General features: G+C 44.3%; 15 protein-coding genes. 4 read left to right on the top strand and 11 right to left on the bottom strand.

Annotated features, from left to right (window positions below):
- The first annotated feature begins 11 nt into the window (after positions 1-11).
- A complete protein-coding gene (locus AC58QG_RS22795; RefSeq protein WP_497364421.1) occupies positions 12-1,673 on the top strand; it encodes an FAD-binding dehydrogenase in 1,662 nt (553 codons plus the stop codon).
- 54 nt (positions 1,674-1,727) lie between these two features.
- On the opposite strand, the gene AC58QG_RS22800 is transcribed toward AC58QG_RS22795, so the two are convergent.
- From AC58QG_RS22800 to AC58QG_RS22840, 9 genes are all read right to left on the bottom strand, one after another.
- Positions 1,728-2,891 carry a Ger(x)C family spore germination protein gene (locus tag AC58QG_RS22800; RefSeq protein WP_497364674.1) on the bottom strand — a complete coding sequence of 388 codons (1,164 nt, stop codon included), beginning with the start codon at positions 2,889-2,891 and terminating at the stop codon, positions 1,728-1,730.
- A gap of 2 nt (positions 2,892-2,893) precedes the next feature.
- Complete coding sequence (locus AC58QG_RS22805) at positions 2,894-4,366, bottom strand: spore germination protein (protein WP_497364422.1); 1,473 nt, start codon at positions 4,364-4,366, stop codon at positions 2,894-2,896.
- A complete protein-coding gene (locus AC58QG_RS22810; RefSeq protein WP_497364423.1) occupies positions 4,363-5,451 on the bottom strand; it encodes a GerAB/ArcD/ProY family transporter in 1,089 nt (362 codons plus the stop codon). Before AC58QG_RS22810 ends, AC58QG_RS22805 begins: the two co-directional genes overlap by 4 nt.
- A gap of 243 nt (positions 5,452-5,694) precedes the next feature.
- Positions 5,695-8,205: a beta-mannosidase gene (locus AC58QG_RS22815; RefSeq protein WP_497364424.1), complete on the bottom strand. Its 2,511-nt coding sequence runs from the start codon at positions 8,203-8,205 to the stop codon at positions 5,695-5,697.
- Between the two features lie 29 nt (positions 8,206-8,234).
- On the bottom strand, positions 8,235-9,818 hold the full coding sequence (locus AC58QG_RS22820; protein ID WP_497364425.1) for a response regulator: 1,584 nt from the start codon (positions 9,816-9,818) through the stop codon (positions 8,235-8,237).
- On the bottom strand, positions 9,799-11,571 hold the full coding sequence (locus tag AC58QG_RS22825) for a cache domain-containing sensor histidine kinase (protein ID WP_497364426.1): 1,773 nt from the start codon (positions 11,569-11,571) through the stop codon (positions 9,799-9,801). Before AC58QG_RS22825 ends, AC58QG_RS22820 begins: the two co-directional genes overlap by 20 nt.
- A gap of 40 nt (positions 11,572-11,611) precedes the next feature.
- Positions 11,612-12,487: a carbohydrate ABC transporter permease gene (locus AC58QG_RS22830; RefSeq protein ID WP_497364427.1), complete on the bottom strand. Its 876-nt coding sequence runs from the start codon at positions 12,485-12,487 to the stop codon at positions 11,612-11,614.
- Between the two features lie 19 nt (positions 12,488-12,506).
- A complete protein-coding gene (locus AC58QG_RS22835; RefSeq protein WP_497364428.1) occupies positions 12,507-13,382 on the bottom strand; it encodes a carbohydrate ABC transporter permease in 876 nt (291 codons plus the stop codon).
- Positions 13,383-13,456: 74 nt separating this feature from the next.
- Positions 13,457-14,776 carry an extracellular solute-binding protein gene (locus AC58QG_RS22840; protein WP_497364429.1) on the bottom strand — a complete coding sequence of 440 codons (1,320 nt, stop codon included), beginning with the start codon at positions 14,774-14,776 and terminating at the stop codon, positions 13,457-13,459.
- Positions 14,777-15,148: 372 nt separating this feature from the next.
- Here AC58QG_RS22840 and AC58QG_RS22845 point away from each other — a divergent pair, with 372 nt between their 5' ends.
- The 3 genes from AC58QG_RS22845 (at position 15,149) to AC58QG_RS22855 (ending at position 21,714) form a co-directional block, all read left to right on the top strand.
- The gene (locus tag AC58QG_RS22845) at positions 15,149-18,460 is read left to right on the top strand and encodes a pectate lyase-like domain-containing protein (protein WP_497364430.1); all 3,312 of its coding nucleotides are present in this window, start codon (positions 15,149-15,151) and stop codon (positions 18,458-18,460) included.
- Between the two features lie 139 nt (positions 18,461-18,599).
- Complete coding sequence (locus AC58QG_RS22850; RefSeq protein ID WP_497364431.1) at positions 18,600-19,643, top strand: S-layer homology domain-containing protein; 1,044 nt, start codon at positions 18,600-18,602, stop codon at positions 19,641-19,643.
- Between the two features lie 196 nt (positions 19,644-19,839).
- Complete coding sequence (locus AC58QG_RS22855; protein ID WP_497364432.1) at positions 19,840-21,714, top strand: LTA synthase family protein; 1,875 nt, start codon at positions 19,840-19,842, stop codon at positions 21,712-21,714.
- Positions 21,715-22,250: 536 nt separating this feature from the next.
- Here the strand turns inward: AC58QG_RS22855 and AC58QG_RS22860 are convergent.
- Together AC58QG_RS22860 and AC58QG_RS22865 are read right to left on the bottom strand one after the other, a co-directional pair.
- On the bottom strand, positions 22,251-22,793 hold the full coding sequence (locus AC58QG_RS22860) for a hypothetical protein (protein WP_497364433.1): 543 nt from the start codon (positions 22,791-22,793) through the stop codon (positions 22,251-22,253).
- A 378-nt stretch (positions 22,794-23,171) separates the two neighbouring features.
- A complete protein-coding gene (locus AC58QG_RS22865) occupies positions 23,172-24,125 on the bottom strand; it encodes an NAD-dependent epimerase/dehydratase family protein (protein WP_497364434.1) in 954 nt (317 codons plus the stop codon).
- Positions 24,126-24,140 lie beyond the last annotated feature (15 nt).

Raw genomic sequence — 24,140 nt, forward strand, 5'->3', positions numbered from 1 at the left:
AGAATTCGATCATGGATTATGATGTTATTGTGGTTGGAGCAGGACTGGCAGGCTTAGTGGCGACGGCGGAGATCGCGGATGCTGGCAAAAAGGTGCTGCTCTTGGATCAAGAGCCAGAAGCTTCCTTTGGTGGACAAGCCTGGTGGTCATTCGGCGGCTTATTTCTTGTGAATTCCCCTGAGCAGCGCCGTCTAGGCATTAAAGATTCACAAGAACTAGCCTGGCAGGATTGGCAGGGGGCGGCTGGCTTCGATCGTGAAGACGACGAGGATTACTGGGGCCGCAAGTGGGCGGAGGCTTATGTCGAGTTCGCTTCTGGTGAAAAACGCGAATGGCTGCACGCCATGGGGATACGCTTCTTTCCGGTTGTTGGGTGGGCGGAACGCGGAGGTTATTTGGCGGAGGGACATGGCAACTCTGTACCTCGCTTTCACATCGTGTGGGGGACAGGACCTGGCATCATTGCCCCATTTGAACAGCGCATTCGGGCGCATATGCAGCATGGACGCGTGGTTTATAAGCCCCGTCATCGTGTGAACGAGCTTAATCAAAGCGGGGGTGCCATTAACGGTGTTCGCGGTTCTGTGCTTGTGGCTAGCACTGCGGCTCGCGGGGAAGCGAGCTCGCGTGAGGTGATTGGCGAATTCGATTATCGTGCGCAAGCGGTTATCATAAGCAGTGGCGGGATTGGCGCAAATCACGAATTAGTCCGCCAATATTGGCCAAGTCGGCTTGGTGAAGCACCGAAGCGCATGCTCTCTGGCGTGCCCGCACATGTCGATGGCCGAATGCTCGCCATTACTGAGCAATCTGGAGGTCGCATTGTGAATCGCGACCGGATGTGGCATTACACAGAAGGGATCAAGAATTGGAATCCCGTGTGGCATAATCATGGTATTCGTATTCTTCCTGGGCCATCCTCCCTCTGGTTGGATGCGCGTGGTCAGCGTTTGCCAGCACCTAACTTCCCAGGCTTTGATACATTAGGCACGTTAGAGACGATCCAAAAGTCTGGCTACGACTATTCATGGTTTATTTTGACTCAGAAAATAATTGAAAAAGAATTCGCGCTTTCAGGCTCCGAACAGAATCCCGATTTGACGGGGAAAAGTATACGTAAAGTGTTGGCTAGAGCACGGCCAGGCGCGATGGCACCTGTGCAAGCTTTTATGGACAAGGGGGAGGACTTCGTTGTTGCTTCTACATTGGCTGAGCTTGTCACTGGCATGAATGCGCTGACGGAGGAGAAATTGCTTGATTATGACCATATTGAGCGGCAAATTAAGGCAAGAGATCGGGAAATTGCGCACAAATTTACCAAAGATCTGCAAATCACAGCCATTCGGGGCGCTCGTAATTATATCGGGGACAAATTAATTCGTGTTGCGAAGCCACATCGCCTGCTGGACCCTGCGAATGGACCGCTTATCGCGGTACGATTGAATATCGTTAGTCGCAAAACCTTAGGCGGATTACAAACGGACTTATCTGGTCGTGTTCTGAATCAAGCGGGAGAAGCCATTCCTGGCTTATACGCTGCCGGTGAGGCATGCGGATTCGGAGGCGGCGGTCTCCACGGGTATCGTGCGCTGGAGGGGACGTTCCTCGGGGGCTGCTTATTTAGCGGCCGAGAAGCGGGACGAGCTGTTGCGAAAGAACTAAATAAGCTATAGCAATGTGACAAAACCTTCACCGCCACGAAAGTGGAAGTGAAGGTTTTTGTAAATTTATTGATAGGGAACGCTGTCTATTTTTTTAATTATTTTAGCAATCCCCACATCGACTAAATCTACATTCACATCAATCTCTCCTAAAGATTCAGGGTTTAATGGTAGTTTGCCATCTTCCTTCAAGCGATGCCATTCCTTTGGGTTGGATCGGTAGAGCATATTGGAAAGACCAAGAAGATCAGCACCTGATTTAAGTCCGATCAGATATGTTTTCTGAATCTGCCTTCTTATTTCCTTATTTGCGAGATCTACCAGTTCTTTCTCTGTTGCAGGCTTTTCCTGTTCCGTTATCGAGCCTTGCACCTTGACGTTAATTTGAAACGTTAGTTTTCCGTCTGATAGTTTGGATTCGATGGAAGGTTTGATTTTTGACATAATCATCATCGCTATCGGCTCTTGATCGACCTGAAGCATTAAAGGGGTACGTACCGTTTTTTTCTCCATCCAACGCAGGCCTTTAATATCGTCAAGTTTAAAACACCCAGTCAATTTTTTATTTTGAATGGCGCATATGCCATCTTGTTGAAGCTGTGGTGACGACTTCTTATTCTCTATCCAGCTATCTGTATTGACGCTTAAGACGGGAAGGAGCAATATCTGTCCGTCTTCCTCCCATTTCCAAATAAATTTGTACAAATATAGAGGAGCAACCAACGAGCTTTGAGAATATCGGTCAAGCGGGTTATTTAATTGTGAATAAAGGGTAGACATGTTTTGGGTAGGGTTTACGTTAAACATATCCTCGATCGAACCCCGGGTTGCCATCGTCCAAATGGTGTACCGAAACTCGTAATATCTGTCCATTTGATCTAAAATGCTATGAATGACATCCGGTCGCAGCGCTGCTTCTGTGAACACCAAGGTTTTCACGTGGCTCCAAGATAGTCTTTGCTGCGCAGTTTTGTAGAGATCAAAGATAGCCTCATCCACTGTCTTTCCTTCACCCTTGCCAATGGAAACAAGCTCCTTGTTAGGTCCTGCCCCGGCTTCTTTCTTGGCAATATTAGTAAAACCAATCATTTTAGTGTAAAATACGACATTGCCTTTCACATAATCAATTCCGATCGAATTGACATAAGCGAGATGTTCAATTTCTTTGGCTCCCCAACATCCGGTAAGCATTAGAGAGACTAGTCCAAAAACCAGTGATTGCCGTATCATTCTCACGGTTGCTCATCTCCGTTTTTTCGGGTAAAGTCTGGTACTCCTTCCTTCTTCCCCCAAGGCATTCGGAATACAATTTTGTAAAGGTCACGGAAGCTGATCGGAGCTATAGGACTTAAATATTTAACGCCAAAGGATTGCAGATTGACCATATATATGGCAATAGCTAAGATACATATCAATAATCCGAATAATCCTAGCAGACCGCAAATCAGTAATATGACTAATCGCAGCAGACTAACTAGGCCAACCATGTTTTGATTTACCATGGTAAACGATGCTAATACCGAGATGGCTACCACCACAAGAATGCCTGGTGCCGTCATTCCCGCGCTAATCGCCGCTTGTCCGACTATCAATCCGCCCACAACGGATATTGTCTGTCCGATAGTGGATGGCAAGCGCATGCCCGCTTCACGAAATAATTCAAACAGTAAAACCATGACAACGGCTTCGAGAGTCGTCGGCAACGGAACACCTTGCCTTGACATTACAAGTGTTCCTAGCAAAGTGAACGGAAGCTGATCCTGATGATAGGTAAGCAATGCAATCCAAAATCCGGGAAGAAATACAGAAAGAAAGATACCGAATAGCCTTAAAGTCCGTGTAAACATGACAAATAAATTAAGTGTATAGGCATCTTCCGAAGTATTAAACAAAAAGGTCAGGTTAATAGGCCCAATGATCGCCGTTGGAGAACCTTCGACCACAATGACAAACCTGCCATGCATGAGTGAGTTCACCGCAAAATCGGGTCTGCCCGTATACGCAAACTTCGAGAATAACGTATTACCGACTAGCAGCTCCTCCAGTTGTGTAGTGCTAATCAGGCCTTTTACCTTCACATTGGCCAGCTTGGATTGAATCTCCTCTACTACGACTGGATTAATGCTTTCTTTCAGATAAAGCAGCATTGTTTTCGTCTGTGTCTGAGTGCCGAATGTATACTCTTCAACTGCCAAAGCATTTGTCTTTAATCTTTTTCTAATTAATGCGACATTGGTCTTCGCTTCTTCAATAAATCCATCTCGAGGACCTTTTACCGAAATCTCCGCATTCGTTTCCTCCGTTTTTCTCTGAGGGGCATTGGCCAAATTCCAAGCATACAAGGAGGCTGTGTCATAAAAATAAACTAATAATTCACCATTAAATACTTTACTCATGATAAGATCCGCATCAAAATCATGCGGGATGGAGTCAAGATGGAATGGCAGCTGCTGCCTGAGTTCAGCGTCATCGGAAATGACATGGTTTTTAAACATTTCAATCAGGTGGGGAATAAAAAACTCATTAATCCGATTAACATCGCACAACCCGTCACAATATATCAGGAGTAAAGTGGATGAAATTCCATTCTTTTGTGGAACAGTCAGCTTATTCGTGAGTACATCGCTGCAGTCTTTGAACAGTTGCCGAAAGGTTTGAAATGTTTCATCATTCATAGAATCTAGCTGATCTAATGTATTGGTCATGATTTTATTCTTCTCCATCTGTCTCCGATATGAATTAACCCAATGACAATTAGGAAATAGCACGACATCACCCAAAATATAAGGGGTAATAAAATTTCAGTTAACAGATTGATAAATTTAGGATCGCTAAAAGGCCAACTAATCGCTATTAACTGGATAGCGCATAAGAGGAAAAGAAATAACAATTTTTTACCTTGTTTCTCAATGTTTAGAATATCGTTAATTAAAAAAAGAGACAAAGAAATTCGCAGGAATGCCCCGCTAAACCATTGATAAATACTTAAAAAGTCCATGTGTTCAATAAAATGGCCAATCGTCACGAGTCTCCACTCTTCATAGGCGGGGAACCTCAAATGTGAAGCTTGCTTAGGACCGAATTCGATGATAGACCCAATAAGAGGACCTATTGTGAGCCCTAATAGTATCAAGGCCAGAAAAACAAGCGACATGAACGAAATGCGAGTACGAATGTGATGCTGCATAAATAATAGCAATGATAATTCGATTAGCCCTGCTCCAACATAAATAACACCATGCCAGACTGGCATCATGCCATGCTCCAAATATGGCTTAAGTAAGGAGTAATCCTTATTGGGATAATTAGCAAAGCTCACATAAAATCCAAAAATGACAACTAAGGGTAAAAAGATTACGGCTGTATTGGCTATAGATTCGATCCCTTTATAAGCATTGTAAACGCAGACAAGCAACAAAGAAGTTGCTAAAACAAATTTTGGTGTGCTAGTTGCGAATGATAGATGGATCCAAGTAACGGTATCTTTTAACGTAATCGTCGATAAAGTAAGAAGGTACAAACAAGCAATTCCTGCCATTAGGTAGGATACCGTTGCACCGTAGGTAAGCTTTAGCCATTGAAAAAAACGGATCTCTCGATTTTTAGAAATAGCCGAATAAAGCAGAACAACCCAAATCATACAAAAAGCGCCTGCAAGCAGAACGGAAATCCAGCTGTCGCGTTGTGCTTTATCTAACACCAACGGAATGATAATGACATGGTTCAGCAGTCCAACAGAAAGCATAAACATCATGGATGTTTGCAAAAACGTTATGGAACCATTTTTCATTAAAACCTCCGATGATGTGTTTATTAGTAAATTGTTCCTGTAGTATGCCGAGCTTTCTTGGCATTTATACAATTTCCCTGAAATTCCTGTTATTGGTTAGAGGTACAGTAGTTCAATAAAAGAGATGTTCAATCGAAAGAAACCACTCCATTGGACGGAGTGGTTTTATCTTTATACGCTGATAGTTATTTTGCGAAAGAGATGCATAATAGCAGATTTAGTATGATTAGTCTCTATTTGTTTTTATAAATTTATTGCACTCACGCTCAACTTTGTTAAATCAACCTTGTTCCCTGTTGGGTCACTGATATGCACAGTCACTTGCTCGCCAGCGCGCAGATCGAAGAAGTTGTCGCTGAAGCGAATATTTCCCTGAGGGAGATCCAGCTTCACCATCCGCGCGTGTGCGCCATTGGCCGTAATATGCACGGCTTGCGTATCTGCATCGACATTCACGCTAAGCGAAGTCGTAGGGAACTGGAGATCCTTCTGATCACGCAGATAATGTAGATTATCTGGCGCAGTCCAGTCAGTCGTGTGTACGCGGACAACAACCTGCTCTGCCGATGCCCCACTTAATACGGAAGCTTCAGGCAAACTTCCCAGTTGGATAGCCGTGTTCGCCGCTACTTTTGCTTCGAACGCGTGCGTGAACAATGTCTCCCCGGAGAAGTTATAAACAGTTACGTGAACCTGACCTTGTAAGTTGGATAACGTATCGTTGACTGCCCATACGGCCAAGTCCTGCCCAGGCTCATGATCGATCGAGAGCAGAAGCGGGTGATAGAACTTTTTGGCATAATAGAAGGAAGCCTTCGGTAACAATTCATAATCAATCAGCGACCAGCTAGTACCTGGCCAGCTATCGTTTAATTGCCAGATGAGGGACCCACTCGTGCGGTGCTTGTTCCGTCGATAATGCTCAATGCCATACTTCAGGCCTTCGGCTTGTGTCAGCATGGAGAAGTTCATATATTCCTCAATGTTTGTCGGAATACCGGTATATCCTTCCATGAGCAGAATACCCTTTTGGTGATTCGTATCTTTGTTGCGATAAGCCATTTCAACACTGTTCCAGTAAAATTGGCCATTCGGAATGTTTTTCTCCAACGTGTAACGATTAGCTGAGGCATGCATGCCGAATTCACTGCTGAAAAGGGTGAAGTCTTTTTTGTAATTTTTGAACGTGACGCCTTGAATACTGTAATCAAGCAATGGCACATCGCCGAACTGACGCGGGTAAACAGAACCATGCCACACCTGCCAGTTATGGCGGTCGCCGACATCAGGATCGTTGGCATCATTGCCGCCAAATGGGGAAGATGGCCAGTAAGCACGACTGTCATCGAGCAGCTCGAGCGCATCTGGAATCAGTTCGTGATAAATGATTTCCCCGTAGAATGGACAGTTGATGTCACCACCAGCGGATTTCATATCGTACAGCCAATCAATTTCATTATTCCCGCACCAGAGGGCCAGGGAGGTGTAATTGCGCAAGCGTTTGATGTTATAGATCACTTCGCTCTTAACATTTTCCATAAAGTCACGATTAAAATCAGGGAATAACGCGTTAGCGAAGGCAAAATCCTGCCAAACCAGAACGCCACGCTTGTCGCACTCCTCATAGAAGACATCCTTCTCATAGATGCCACCTGCCCACACGCGCAGCATGTTCTGATTGGATGTAACAGAAAGATCAATTAAATCTCTGTAGCGTTGATCTGGAATGCTTCCGATGAAGTGATCAGCAGGGATCCAGTTCGTACCTTTGGCGAATAGTTTGACACCATTTAGCACAAAAGCAAAGGCATTCTGACCTTCCGGATCCTTAACTTGCAGCTCAATCGTTCGGATACCAAACGGCTTGCGATACGCATCCACTTGCTCGCCGTCAGCATATAGAACAACTTCAAGCTCGTACAAGTAAGGCTTGCCGAGGTCATGTGTCCACCAAAGCTGTGGATTCGCTACGTTTAAAGCGAACGATTCTGATGATTTCACATTTCCTTGTGCAGAAGCAACAACTTGACCTGCCTCATCTAATAAACGAATGTCACACGACTTCTGTGCACCTTTGCGAAGTGTAGTCACGTCAACATCAACTTGGATTTCTGCTTGTGTATCACTGATCGTGCGAGTTCTAGCAAAAACACTGTCTAACTTCGCGCGGCGGTAACGTTCGATAAATACTTTGCCCCAGATCCCTACTGTGACCATGCGTGGACCCCAGTCCCAGCCGAAATTCATCGCTGCTTTGCGCAACCAAGGGCGCTCTTTCGTATAAGAGGACCATTGGAATAATTCTTTATCCTTATTGTGTAAATGCAAAGGATCAAATTTAACGGCAATTGAATTTTTACCGTCCTGAATGACGCGTGTGACATCGAATGTATGCGCCATTAGCATGTTGCTCGTTGTTCCGATTTCCTTACCGTTTACGTAGATTGTTGCAAATGTGTCAAGACCTTCGAAGGTTAACTCATGCTTCTCTTTCTCATCATTTGCATTCCCTAACGAATAGTTGAAGGAGTGACGATACCACCATTCTTTTTGCTCGATCCATCTGCTTTTCGCGTCATTATGACCGAAATAAGGGTTCTCAATCAACTCCCGTTCAATCAGCGCGGAGTGGACATCCCCAGGAACCTTAGCTGTAATCCAGAAACGATCGTCTAACCATGCTGCCGCGACATCGAGTGGTCTAGCTTGACCAACTTCGAACTGCTGCAATCGCCATAATCCTGATAATTCCATCTGTCATTTCTCCTCTTACACCATGTATTTTAAAATTTTGGAGATGGGGCAGCCGGATGAAGGACTGCTTCCTCCCGGAACTCACTCGGTGTTTTACCAGTGAATTTCTTGAATACTTGACTGAAATATTTGATATCTTCAAATCCGACTGAGCTTGCGACATCGGCTATTTTGGCAGGGGATACGGTTAGGATTTCCATGGCACGATTAATCTTTTGGCGAGTCACATAGTCACCAAACGTAATGCCGGCTTCCTTTTTAAAAACTTCGCTCAAATGATTCGGATGCAAATGCACATATTTAGCAACCTGCTGCAAGCCAACATCCTTCCCCAAATTCTCATGGATGTAGGCCATCGCTTTCTGTGTATGTGTGGCTTGACCCTCACCTAACCGATGATGATACAGCTCCATAATCGTCAGCAGGTATTGAAACAGCGCGTCTTTCAGCACGATATCCCGTTTGACGACGAAGGCGATATTTAAATCATCGAGGGCTCCCTGACGACCCGTTGCAGTCAACACACGTTCTAGCCAACGATGTGCGGACAGGGCAGCAGAACGGACCAAAGATTCAAGTGATTCGATCGTCATATGCGGGTCGTTCAGCTCCGATTGCAAATAACGCTGAACCCAGTTCTTCAATGCGACGGAGTCGTCATCCAACAAGATCGAAGAGAGCTCCAGCTCCTCCTCGTGGGTACAGACGGTTTTACCGCCTTTGCGCCCAACAATGTCCGAATAAATCAGAATAGATTCATCTAGATGATGTTTATAGCTGAAGGCATAATCTGCGGTGACATAAGATTTGTATAAATCAGACTGCTGATGAACGACTTCGCCGATAGATATACTGACTTTGCATTTGAGCAGACGCTCGATCTTTTGCTTTGCAGAGTCGGGATGATCGAAGAAGTCAGATGCACTTGTTTTCGGAAGGGCTACGACAATTCGCTGCCGGTAAATCAAGGTTTCACATTGCAAGATCTCATGCAGCATGTTGTCTACAGCGAACAGCAGCAAGGAGGTTTCCGAGGATGTTTCTCCCCAGCCTTCAGCGGTAACAACGTAGGTTTGAAATTTAGGTTGAAATTGGCCATGCGTAATAAATAAAAGGGGGAGATAGTCGGGCAGCATGTCTTCATCGACAGCCGCGGATTCCCCCTCAATAATCCAGCGTTCAAACAAACGATTGCGAACTTCTTTGTTCTTATAGAGATCCTGGTTGAGATGCTTCCATTTATCTTCAATGCGCTGTTTCACTTGGAGGACGGTTTTCATAATTTCTTCAGGCCGACTGGATTTCAAGAGATAGTCGCTGACACCTTGTCGAATAGCTTGCTGTGTATACATAAAATCATCGTACCCAGATAAGATGATCGTCTCGATATCCGGAATGATTTCTTTCGCCTTCTGAGCTAATTCTAAGCCATTCATGTGCTTCATTCGGATGTCTGTTAACAAAATATGCGGACGTTCCTCAGGCATACGGCGAAGCGCCTCTTCTGCCGAAACGGCTGGCTTCAGCAATTCGAGTCCGATTTCTTTCCAATTAATGACTTTGGCCAAGCCGGTTCGGATGATGACTTCATCATCAACGATCAAGATTTTCATGTATATCCTCCAAAACTGGGATCGAAAATGACACACAAGTTCCTTCATTCAATCGACTCTCGATCTTGATGCCCGAATCAAGCCCGTAATGCAGCTGCAAGCGTTCGTGCACATTACGCAATCCGTAGCTGGCATCGTTTCCTATCGTGCCCTCTGCAGGGTATAAACTTTCGAATACCTCATTCAAACGCTCTTCTGTCATCCCAATACCATCATCTATCACTTTGAAATGCATCAGGTTGCCCTTTTGTTCGACATAGATGGAGATGGTGCCAGGTTCCTCTTTCATTTGAATGCCATGAATCATCGCATTTTCAACCAAGGGTTGAAGCAACAATTTCAGCATGAACGAATCACTTAAACGGGCATCAACCACATAATCAACCGTAAACTCATCTGGAAAACGAATCGATTGCACTTGAACGTAATTACGAATATGCGCGAGCTCCTGCGAGACCTTACAATATTCTTTCCCCTTATTCAAGCTGAAGCGTAAGAAGTCACTTAAAGCGCCGACCATTTCAGCAATACGATCTTCCTCTTGGAGTAAAGCGATCCAGTGTATCGAAGACAACGTATTATACAGAAAATGCGGATTGATTTGTGCTTGCAGTGCACGCATATCGGCTTCTTTTTTTCGCGTTTCATTGTGTATGAGCTGCTTTTTTAAGACTTCGATATGGGTACTTAACAAATTGTAGCTGCCGGCAAGACGACCAATTTCATCTGTTGTATATACGGGATAAAGCGGCAAGGGTTCATCGGGATTAATGGTCGATAGTAAGCGAGTTAGAGATCCGAGAGGCCTCGTGACCTTGCGAATAACGAATATCGTGAGTAAAATATTAGTTATGACGGAAAGGGCAACGGCTACAGCTGTTAATTGCAAAATATACCGATTCTGAGCGCTATAGAGCTTCGATGGGATGATGCCAACGATCGTCCAATTGATCATGGGCTCTTGATAAAATAAAATGCTCTGTTGTGATTTCCCAATCCCTGAAGTCCAGACGCCGGAAGTATGACCATGGATACGCTCATTTAAACCAGGAAATAAGCTATCCGCCTTCTGTGATAGCCAATCTTTGGAGGTGGAAGACATGACTTCATTTCGTTCATTCAGCAAAGCGACTTGACCATAACCATCAGCAAGCTGCGGAATAGACCAAATACGGGACAGGGCTTGCTCATCCACAGTGATGGATAGCCAGCCAAGCGTCTGGTAGGTATTCATACCCCGTAAGGGCCGAATGAAGGAAAATACTTGTCGTTTACCTAAATAATTCTCAATGTGATATAAGCCAGTCCACAGCTTGTCTGTAATCTGATTAATGGTGATCTCTTGATCCAAACTAGATTTGTAGATCGTAGAGGTAGAAAGAGGCGTCGTGTTATTGCTGGGATAAATCGTAATATTTGAAATATAATCCTTGGTGTACACCAGATTGGTCATTAGGCCAAGGATTTGTGCTTGCGCATCCAAGTTCTCATCGGTTCGCTTCAAATACGATTGAATATCACGTTGACCGATGAGGAAAATGGACATGTTCTCAACATCCTTCAAGATGAACTGGAATTTGGCATCCATTTGCGCGAGCGAATTCAAGCCTGTTTGCTGCGCTTTATCTTTGGTAATATCCGAAGACGTCGTGAAAGCGAAGGTGCCCAGAAACAAGAGGGGGATTAATGTGGTTACAAGCATAATGAAGGATAGCTTACGCTGTAAGGAATAGCCAAACCACTTGCGCAACACGTGTCATCTCCTTACTTGTTGTCTGGATGGTAGAAGTCAATTAGCCTTTAACTGCTCCCGCGGTCATACCTTTCATAACCTGCTCTTGGAAGGCCAAGTACACAGCGATTGTCGGAATAACAGCGATCGTCATAGCGGCGAGTGTTAAGCCGTAATCGGTTTGGTAGCCATCCGCGAAATTGGCGATACTGAGCGGCAACGTTTTTAAGGCGCTTTTGCTTATAAAAACAAGTGCGAAGGAGAAGTCATTCCAGAAATGTAAGAAGCTTAGAATGACGACCGTCGATAGTGCCGGCAAGGAGATTGGCAGCATGATGCGCCAGAATACACCCCATAGCTTAGTGCCATCAATATAGGCTGCTTCTTCAATTTCCTTGGGTACAGAAGCTAGATAAGCCGTAAGAACGAAGATAGCTGTCGGTAATGCGAATGCGGTGTAAGGCAATATGAGTGCCCAATACGTATTCAGAAGTCCTATTTGCTTCATGAGAATAAACAATGGAACAAGTGTACTATGAATAGGGATCAGCATCCCAATGACGAAAAAGGCAAGGATAATGCCTTTGAAACGAAATTTGATTCTTGCGAGAACGTAAGCTGCTAGGGAACTCAAAAACAACGTGAGTGCAAGTGAGACAAGAGAAACAATAACGGAATTGAGAAAAGCTGTACCCATTTTGGACGCTTGCCATGCCGTTACATAATTGGAAAATTTCCATGTTTGTGGCAAACCGAACGGATGATTAAAGAATTCGCTATTCGTTTTAAATGAGGAAATAACGAGCCAAAACAAGGGATATAACGTAAGGACCGCATAAAGGGTCAGGAATGTCCAGAGTGCGCCTTGTTTCCATACATGAAGCGAGAACTTGCGAGTTGTGACAGTTGGTTTTACTTGAATTGGAACAGAAGACATAGTCAGCTTCCTCCTTTCACTATACTTTGGATTTACGACTTGTTGCCCATTGGCTAATCCCAATGAAAATAAGGCTGATTAAGACGATTGTTGTCGAAATGGCGCTACCAAATCCATATCGATACGAGGAAAAGGTCGAATTATACATATACGTAGCGAGCAGCTCAGTCGCGTGAGCAGGACCGCCCTTGGTCATCACATACACGAGATCGAAGGATTTCAAGCTTCCAGAGATACATAAGATAATAGCAATTTGCACGGTGCTCCACATCATAGGCAGGGTAACGGAAAATAACTTGCGTGCGCCTTCTGCGCCATCGATTTGCGTAGCATCGTGGATTTCACCAGGGATATTCTGAAAGGCGGAGATGAAAATAATTAAATAGAGACCGACAAAACTCCAAATGAGTGGAGGGGCTAAAGCGAAAATCGCAATTTTAGGATCAGATAACCATTGCAGCTTCCAAGATTCTAAGCCTAGCTTATCGAGCAGCAGATTCAGGATACCGATTTGCGGATGATATATATATTGCCAAATCATACCGATGACGACGGAGGACATAACCATCGGAACGAAGACTGCAGAACGGATGAAACGTTGCAGCGCGTTGCTTTTGTGCAGCAGAATGGCAAGGATAAGTGCAACCGGAAGCTGACCAAACACAGCAACAACTAGAAAAATAAGGTTATTCTTTAAGGATGTCCAAAAAATAGGATCATGAATAATTTCTACATAGTTTTTCAAACCGATAAACTTCGCCGTACCAATTCCTTTCCAGTCGAAGAAGCTATAGTAGCCTGACCAGAGGACGGGGACAAACACAAATAAGGCATAAACTAAAATCGCAGGGGCGAGGCTCATAATGACAAACCTGCGGACGTAAGCTGCATTCATCAATCTCACTTCCTTCATTTATGAAATTAGCCAGCCCTGCCACAGATGTGGAGGGCTGGTTGTACGATAACGTATTATTTACCTAGTGATGCAGCTTGTGAATCTTGAATTTTCTTAGCAATTGCTTCGGCGTTTCCACCCATTAGAAGCTCTTGTAGACCGTTATTGATAACTTCCACAGCAGCGGAGCTTAGTTTCGCATCATAAACCGGTGTGATTTTCGTTGTTTTCATCAGGTTGTTGAGTTCAACGAATAACGGGTTTGCTTTGGAAGGATCAAGTTCGATTTTGTAGCTAACTAATGTTGAGCTGTTCAACGTTGCTTGTTGTCCATCAGGACCAGATAGTGCGTAGAATAATTTTTGAGCGGCTTCTTTCTTAGCCCCAGTAAGTTTCTTGCTAACGCCAAGTCCAGTTCCAACAACACCAGAAGTGGATTGAGGATCACCTTTTCCACCTGCAATGGATGGCATTAAAGCGATATGGGTGTTGGCAAGTAAATCTTTCGGTGCGTTCTGAACGACGTCAGCCATTGCCCATCCACCATCGATGAACATCGCTGCTTTACCTTGATAGAACAGTTGTCTCATTTGGTTTTGATCAATACTGTTAAAGCCATCTTGGAACGCTTTTGCATTGCTTAGCTCTTGCAGCTTTTTCAAAGACTGAATAAATTCAGGGTCTGTAAACTTCACGCCATCTTGCTTAGCAGCTTTAAGGAACCATTCGGAACCCGTCATACGATCAGCAAGTCCGCTGAAAATGGTGGATTGAGCAGCCCAGTTTGCTTTGTTACCAAGTGCGATTGGAATGATTTTGTTGTCATTGAACGTTTTGACCGCAGCCATTAGCTCATCCCATGTCTTAGGAACAGCGACTTTGTATTGATCAAGAAGCGCTTTATTGTAATAAATAAAGGAAGTTGGAGATAGATTCATCGGTACGGAATAGATTTTGTTATCTACCGTATATCCGTCTAAAGCGCCTGGAATGAAATTGTTTTTCCATTCTGGTTTGCTATCCAAGAACTCGTTGATCGGTTGAAGCAAGTTACCGCTAACGAATTCCTTCGTCATCGCATCTGGCCACATTACGAATAAGTCAGGCATTTCATTGGCTGCTGCAACTGTTTTTAGACGAGTTTTCAAACCGTCGGTTGGAAGACCTTCAATCTCCAACGTGATATCTTTATTTTGAGCTTGGAAATCATCTAGAATTTTACGCATTGCAACTGCTTTCGCATCTTGACCGGACCAGTTGTGCCAAATGGTAAGCTTTACTTTCTCACCGGATGTACCTTTATCTGCAGTAGCAGCTTCTTCCCCGTTTCCGCATGCGGATACAAGCACTGTTGTTGCGAGTAAAGCTGTAGAGATTAGAGTTAGTTTTTTCATGTTCGACCTCCTGATTGATTGACTCTACCTCATTTTAAGGATTTTCTGTTGTTTCGTAAGGTGAACAGGATAAGGACCAGGGTAGAAAATGATCGGATGCGAGCCTATATACATAAGCATATCCATAAGTAAGGTAGAATAAGGCAAGGTCGTTGTTAATAGTTAAAATATCCCAATACCTTAAATAACTCTCCTAATCTTCTTAAGTTTACCGCTTTCATTAAAGGCGGTATTTTTCTATGATTAAGGTACCAACTACGAGACAGCATCCTACTTTGTAAGATGAGAGGGTGATCGGAGCAATTATGTAATCGCTTACCTATTAAGGAATGAAGCAGGAAAGTTAGGTTCCAATTCTAAGGGAGGTATACAATGCGAAGTTTTAAGAAAATGGTTTCATCCGTTTCCATGATGGCGATTGTTCTCAGTTTGTGGAGTCCTGGCGTTTCGAGTGCAGCAACACCAATCGGTGAGGCAAATTCTTCGATTTTTGGTCCGAATGTGTATGTGTTTGATCCCGATATGCCGGCTGCTGACATTCAAAGTACTGTGAATGCAGTCTTTACAAGACAGGAGTCAAATGAATTTGGTACGGAACGAGATGCGTTCTTGTTTAAACCAGGTACTTATAATGGCAATTACTTTATTGGGTTTAACACACAAGCTTCAGGGCTGGGGCTCAATCCCGATGATGTGTTGATCAACGGCGGATTGAATGTGAATGCAGATTGGGATAATGGGAATGCCACACGTAACTTTTGGCGAGGTATTGAGAATCTAAGCATTAATCCAACCTTCAATTATACACCGCCTGCACCGGCTCACTTCTCGGCAGGTACAACGCAAATCGCCGTTTCACAAGCGGCACCGCTAAGGCGTTTACATATCAAAGGGAAATTGAATTTGTTCGATTTTGATGCTGGATGGGGTGCAGGATGGGCAAGTGGTGGTTTCCTAGCAGATTCCATTGTGGATGGTCAAGTAACACCGGCTTCACAGCAGCAATGGTTCTCGAGAAACAGTCAATGGTCGAGTTGGTCCAACGGGGTATGGAACATGGTGTTCGTAGGTGACAAGAATACGCCAACAGGGAACTTTCCCGATCCGCCTTATACCGTAGTTGAGAACACGCCAGTCATAAGAGAGAAGCCATATCTCTACATTAATAACACCAATGAGTATCAAGTATTCGTCCCATCACTCTCCCAGAATACACAAGGTGCAAGCTGGGCTAATGGCTCAACACCAGGTGAATCCATAGGGATTGATCAGTTCTATATTGTACGTGCTGATGTACCTGCAACAACAAGTGCTGCGAATATCAATGCTGCGCTGGCGGATGGCAAGAATTTGCTATTTACGCCGGGAATCTATCACTTGGATGATACGATACGTATCAACAATGCAAATACGGTTGTTCTTGGTATAGGGATGCCGACACTTATTCCAACATCTGATAAACCAGCTATGACGATCGCTGATGTGGATGGTGTGAAGCTGGCAGGTCTGCTTTATGAAGCGGGGCCGAATGCAACCTCGTCGTTATTAGAAGTCGGACCAACCGGGAGTTCATCTGATCATTCGGCAAACCCAACTTCGTTGCATGATTTATTTTTCCGCACAGGAGGAGCTGTTGTTGGTGAAAATAAAGCTCAGATGACGATTAATAGCGATGACATTATTGGTGATCATTTCTGGATGTGGCGTGCAGACCATGGTGCTGGTGCAGGTTGGACAGAGAACGTTTCGACGAATGGACTTATCGTGAATGGCGATGACGTTACTCTTTACGGATTATTTAATGAGCATCACAACGAGTATCAAACGCTGTGGAACGGGAACGGCGGTCGCGTATACTTCTATCAGTCTGAGATTCCGTATGATGTTCCGAATCAAGCCGTTTGGATGGACGGAAGCAAGAATGGATATGCCTCGTATAAAGTGGCTGACACGGTCACTACGCATGAAGCTTGGGGACTAGGTGTCTACTCTTATTTCCGAGATGCAGCCGTGAAGCTGGAAAATGCAATTGAGGTACCGGATACGGCTGGTGTGAAAATCCATCATGCCACGACGATTTGGCTAAATGGTACGGCCCGCAGTGAAATTACACACATTATTAATGGCGTTGGCGGGCGTGTGTATGGGACATCCGGCAGCTCACAAAGACAGACGATAAACTTCTACGGTACGGATGCTGGTGATACAGAAGCGCCAAGTGTGCCTACGAATCTAATACTCAAAGAATCAGCATATGATCGTGTCAAAATTAGTTGGACCGCATCGACAGATAACCTCAATGTGGCGAGCTATGACGTGTACCGAGATGGTACGCTCATCGGCCAAACAACGACGGCTGAATATCTGGATACGACTGTAAAACCATTGACGACTTACAGCTACACAGTGAAAGCCAAAGATGGCGGAAATAACTATTCCGCGTTAAGTGCAGCGTTAAGTGTAACAACGCCTAAGAGAGCCTTGGATCGTTCGGCTTGGACAGTGACATCAACGTCCGCAGATCCGGCAGCCCATCTCATTGATGGCGATATGGGGACGCGCTGGAGCGCGGGCAAGCCGATGGCGCCATCGCCAGAGCAATCGTTCACCATTGATATGAAGGTTGCAACGAGTATCAATAGCATTGAGATGGATTCCACAGGCAGCAATAATGACTATGCACGCGGGTATGCGATTTACGTATCCAATGATGGTGTGACATGGGGCAGTCCAATTGCGAGTGGAGTTGGCACGAATAAGCTTATAACGGCCGATTTTGCACCACAGGTGGCTCGATATTTCAAAGTGGTTCAAACGGGAACGAATTCCAGTTGGTGGTCTGTTCATGAAGTAAGAGTGTATGGTTCCGTTCCGCCATCAGCTACCATAGAGGGACCAACGACGGTCACAAGCGGGCAATCTTTTGATACAAGGATAAGCTTGGTTGATGTCGTTTCCAGCGTGTATGCCCAAGATATTCAACTGTCTTATGACGCAGGGTTGCTTGAATTTGTCTCAGTGGAAGCTTTGAATCCCGCAATCACGATTATTGGCCAGAAGGATGGAGCGGGACATTTGCGGATTCTGACAGCGAATTTGGTTGGTGGTGATGTTAACGGTCCTTTGATGACACTGCATTGGAAAGCGTTAGCGCCAGCAGATAATGTGACCACAACGATCTCGTTGGACAGTCTAGCCTTAGCCGATTTGCAAACAGCGACGAACCTTGGCTCAGATTCCCAAGTGATTCTGGTCAAAGCGATCGTCGATCTGACGATCCTGAACAGTAAGATCGGGGCGGCTCAAGCCATTTATGATGGGGCTACAGAAGGTTATAGTAGTGGTCAATATGCGGCAGGGGCGAAAGCAGTACTGCAAATCGCAATTGATGCTGCAAGAAGTGTGGCAGCGAATCCAAATGTCACGAATCAGCAAGTGGCGCAAGCGGTAGCCAACCTGCAACAGGCTTTAGATGACTTTGACGATAAGAAATACAGCGGTAGTGAAGGCGACCTGAATAATGATGGCATCTTCACTGTCATAGATTTGGCGAATGTAGCCGTGGCTTACGGTAAGACATCGGCAGATACGGATTGGGCACAGTTCAAGAAAGCTGACTTCAACAAAGATGGCAAAGTGGATCTGGTCGATTTGGCTGCTGTGGCACAACGAATTTTGCAATAATAAAGGTCCAATGATCTTCAGAGTTAAAGTAAATAGGTGAAAGATCGCCCGTTATGATACGTTTCGTATAGTTTTATGACGGGCGAGGCTTTCCTTAACAAGATTGAATCGTTCTGAACGCTGAAGGAGGAAATCGAACATGGCTTTGCGGAAATGGATGACCTGCAGCTTCGCTATAGTACTCATGCTAAGTTTGATTCTTCCTACATCCATTTGGGCCTCAGAGGCCGATCAGTCAGGCACATTTACGATAAAGGTTTCTACACAAATGCCGAATCAGGGTGACACCATCGAAGTTGTCATTGAGGGACATCAATTGATAGACGTGTATGCATTTGAAATTAATCTGGCGTATGACCCTACAAGGTTAAAATTCATAGATGCAAAGTCCGATGCACCTGGGTTCTCTGTTCCACCACTTATCAAGGATGCTCACATCCAACTCGCGCATACAAAGGTCGGTCAAGGGAAAGGCTTAGAAGGTGAGCAGTCCTTATTTAAGTTACATTTTCAAGCGATTCAAAATGGTAAAAATGATCTAACGCTAAGTAGTGTGAAGATCGTAGATTCCCAACTGACAAGTGTCACGAAGCAAACGAATACGCATACACCACTTACGATCCACGATCCCTTTCATTTTGATGATTTAGCTTCCTTCGATTGGGCCGTGGAGGCTATTGAAGCGTTGGCGTCCACGGGCATTGTGAATGGCACGGGTGATAGACAGTTTAGTCCAGGAGCAGCTGTGACACGTGCGGATTATCTCGTGCTATTAATGAGAGTGCTAGGATTGCAAGGCACGACTGTTGGCGAACCATTCGATGATATTGAGGCTGGAGAATACTTCGCGCAACCTGTCGCAATTGCAAGGGCGTTGGGTATTGTGCAAGGCGACGAAGCCAATCAGTTCCATCCGAAAACTTCGATTACGAGAGAGGATATGATGGTACTTACGGATCGAGCGCTACGTGCCTCGAAACAACTCAGTGTCGAGGGAGATCAATCGGAGCTCACTGCTTTCGAAGATATCTCCACGATTTCTGATTATGCTCGGAAGAGTATTTCTGCATTAGTACAAATAGGACTGGTGCATGGCTATGCGAATCGCATGTTCCCACAGGAGACGACGAATCGTGCCCAGGCTGCTGTCCTGATCTATAATCTCCAAACATATATCAAGTGAGGACTTCATTAGTGAAGTGAAATTGCCTGTTGAAAGGACCTTGGGGCACGTTGTCTCGAGGTCCTTCACGCTACTGAGCAGTCCCATGCGCAGCTGCTTGTCGCTATATTGCAATATTTGTAAGCAACTTGTGACAGGAACTTGTGTTAAAATGGGAAAATCGGCTTGAAATCAACAGGTATGAGGTGAACCGTTTTTGCTGCAATTATCATCCTATAAAAGAAGGACCATCGGCTCCACGCTTCGAAGTTTTTTTCGTGTACTCGTTACCAGCGATAAGCTGTCGTTGTATACGTTCATTGCTATTCTGTGGAAGTCACAGCTTCTACTAGCAGCACTGCATGCGCCAGATAATGCGGGAATCAATATTGGTGATATGTATTTTACAATTCCACCCGTCTTTTCACATTTAATGTTCATATTGTTTGTTGTTGCCATTGGGCTTTTCTTCAAAAAGAAAGGTCGTCGCTATTACTTGATAGGGGTACAAGTGTTATTCAGTTTACTTCTGGTGTGCGATCTCGTTTATTACAGAGCGTATGCAGCTTTCCTATCGCTTCGCTTCATTGTGCATCCCAATGGATTTAACCCACTTGATTATAATCTTTGGACGTTTATACGCCCATTTGACTTGTGGTTGCTGCTTGATCTCGTTGTGATTGGTGCTGTTGTGCTTTTCCGATATAAAAATACGTCAATTATGTCACGCCGACTTGAACGGAAAAGACAGCCAATATTAGCAATTACGCTAATGATATTAGCTGCAGGAGTTGTATCGTACGAGCATTACCGAATCGATGTGAAGGATACGACAGACGGAGAAATGATGTTCTTCAATCTGAGTTGGGCGCCTTTTCAATCTATGTCAGATATGTCACCAATTGGCTATCATTTGTATGATGGTTTACGACTTTTCGGTGAAGCGAAAGGCATCGAGCTCGCCGATCAAGAACGTTTAGAAGTACAAGATTGGCTTGCAAGGAATGCGGAAACTCTGCCAGATAATAGCTACAAAGGGATGTTTCAAGGGAAGAATCTCATTGTCATTCAGGTGGAATCTCTAGAAAACTTCGTTATTGGTGAGAAGGTAAATGGACAAGAAATTACGCCGAACCTAAACCGACTACTTGGTAACAGTCTCTATTTTAATCACTTTTATGAGCAGGTTAACAATGGGACGAGTTCTGATAGTGATTTGTTGACTACGACATCCGTATTTCCAGTTCGATCTGGAGCGAATTTCTTCCGTTATCCAACGAATACGTACAATTCATTGCCCAAGCTGATGGAAGGTATGGGCTATCAGACGATTTCCACACATTCGGAACCCGCGGGAAGCTGGAACTGGGTCGAGGCGCATCACAATATTGGGTACCAAACGAGTTGGGATCTACGGAAATACAAAGTAGATGATATCGTTGGACTTGGTTTGTCAGATGAATCCTATCTTAGACAGCTTGGCGATAAAATGGCAAATGTCCAATCTCCCTTCATGCTGCATGTCATTACGTTGTCCAGTCATGGACCTTTCGATTTACCGGAGAAAACAAGGCAGCTCCGTCTAGATCCAAATTTGGATAAGACGATCATGGGAGCCTACTTCCAAGCGATCAACTACACAGACAAACAGATCGGTGCATTCATAGATAAGTTGGATCAATTAGGCGTGTTGGATCAATCGGTTGTTGCGATTTATGGTGATCATACCGGTGTGCATAAATACTACCAAGACCAAGTTGACGCGATTCCATCCTTAGAAAATGAAGCGTGGAGAACGCATTCGCTGCAACTTCCATTCATCGTTTACAGTAAAGGGATGCAAGGTGAAGAGATACCTACGATTGGCGGGCAAATTGACACTTTACCGACGCTTGCTTATCTAATGGGCGTAGATAAAGCGAAATTTGAATCAACAGCAATGGGGAAAATTCTTGTGAATACGAATCGAAATTTCACCATTCTTAATAACGGTACGCTGGTTGGCGAGCCGCGGGATGAGGAGAAAGCTCATATTATGCGTTCGTTCCAAATTGCGGACTGGCTTCATAAGAGCAATTATTTTAACAAATAGCTGAATAATGAAAAGGGCTAAGCGGGAGCTTAGCTCTTTTTGTGCGCGGTGCGAGAGATGATGCTGGGGCGCCTAGGACAGATGATTGCGAGAGGACTTTGGCTGGGGGAAGAGTAGCTAGTTGGTAGGTCAGGCCTATTACTACGAATTAACTGTATAAAGTACAACTAATTTGTTGCAATTGAACTGAAAAATCAAATTAACTGGAAATAATGTGGTTATTTAATGTGATTATTCCATTCTGGCATGAAATGTTTAAAAATAAATACATATTTTCCAGTTATTACATTAAATCGCTTATATGATAAAATTTAACTGTAGGTTTTACAGTTATTCTGATTCTCGAGGGAGGGGAAGTGCCAATTAAGGTCGAGGAGTTTTGGAGAGATTAGCTAGTTGGAGATTCTGAGGTAGTTAAGGTTTATGGATGAGGTCCCCCGTCAAGAAATGGCGGCCATTCTCTGGTGAGCGGCACAACAAAAAGCCCAACCCCTATTTATAGGGGCTGGGCTTTCGTTGATCCGACGTGGATCATACTATTTCACTTCTGAGAGAAGGAATTTATCGTTCACTTTTTTCGTTGTATACGTCACACCGTCTTTCGTCGTGAATTTCACGAGTTCAGGCGTGTTAGCTTTATCAAACGTAATTTCTTCTTTTTTTGTCGCCAAGATATTGGAAGTGAAGTACGACTTCGTGTTAGTAAGGAATGTCGCACCAGCCTTCGTATCTGTTACATAATGATTTGCTAACGTATCAAGCATCGCGGCATCGACATAGTTAGCAAGAAACTTCTTAGCTGACTCTTTATCTGTTGCTGCAATCGGATTTACAACGAAAGCTCCGTCTGCTGATTTGGCTTCAGCGAACAAGTAATCTACTTTCTCGCGAGCAATTCTAGCTGCAATATAACCTTTCATGTTCGTTGCATCTTGTGTTACAGCAGCGGTTGCTTGTGGAGCTGCTGTTGCTGTAGCAGCAGGAGTTGGAGAAGTTGTAGAATCTTTGGTAGAACAAGCAGCGCCTGTAACTGCCATAGTAAGTATAAGAAGCCCTGCAGCTGTTTTTTTCAATGTCATTTGGGTACACCTCATCATTATTTATATACTGGCTTAAATTGTTAAATAATCCGAATTCTATGTTAATAGGATAGCCAGCAAGATAAAAATATAAACGATGATGGTAGGAATTGCAAACGTTAGAGAGCGTCAATGTGCAGGAGAAAGGTGATTTTCTTAAATGAAAGTCATGTAAACGCTTGTAATTGTGACGATATGGGGGGGAGTCAGACTTGATATTTTCAAATAACTGGATTTGATGCAATTAAAATGAATGATTTTTACCTTTATTTACAAATAACTGGATTTTTCAGCGTTAAATGGGTCTATTTTTTGTCCAAATTACGAATTTATATGTATGGAGCATTAGAAGGGAGTTCATCCAAATAGAAAAACTCCTTATAAATAAGGAGTCTGTGATAAATCCATGATTTCTGCTTGTAATCCAGTGCGTAAATCGGTTTTTGGTTGGTAGCCGAGCAGTGTTTGTGCCTTACTGATATCTGCCCAGGTATGAAGAGGCTCTCCGGAGGCTTTGCCAAGAAATTGCCTGTCTATTTTCCGCTCAAAAAGCTCCTCAAGAATGGCGATGCAATCAAGGACAGAGGCACGTTCTTTGCCTCCGATATTGATGGTTTCGCCAATGATATTCGCCGCATGGGCCGTTGCTGCGATGGCTTCCACACAGTCGCCAACAAATGTAAAGTCGCGAGTTTGGAGTCCATCACCATTAATAGGGATTGGCTTATTGTGTCGAATATGCTGAATAAAGCGATGAAACGCCATGTCAGGACGCTGTCTAGGGCCGTACACAGTAAAGAATCGTAGAATAACGATAGGTAGCTCATCTTTAGTTGCATAAACCTTACAGAGCTGCTCTCCAGTCAGTTTGGTGACCCCGTATGGCGAGAGTGGCACTGTCGTAGCAGTCTCATTCACTTGATTCGTTTTTTCGCCGTACACGGAGGATGTCGATGCATACACGATTTTACTGACGGGATACATCCGACAACCTTCAAGTAGTCGTTGCGTTGCCTCGATGTTATTGGTGACGTAGGTTTTGAAATCCTCCCCCCAGCTGGAACGCACGCCAGGCATCCCAGCCAAGTGATAGACAATATCTATCCCAGGAAGAATCTCCGCCCACTGAACATGTAATAAATCCTGGCTAATGAAGGTGAATCGTTCATGCGCAAGTAAATATCGAAGGTTATATTCCCTAACTTGAACAGGTGTTGGAGATTTCTGAACAAAAGCATCCAACCCAATGACTTCGTTGCGTGGATCCTGGAGAAGTTTTTCACAAAGATGAGATCCGATAAACCCTGCTGCTCCAGTGACGAGTATTTTCATTTCCAAGTAGCCTCC

It is taken from the genome of Paenibacillus sp. J22P169 (assembly GCF_059691995.1).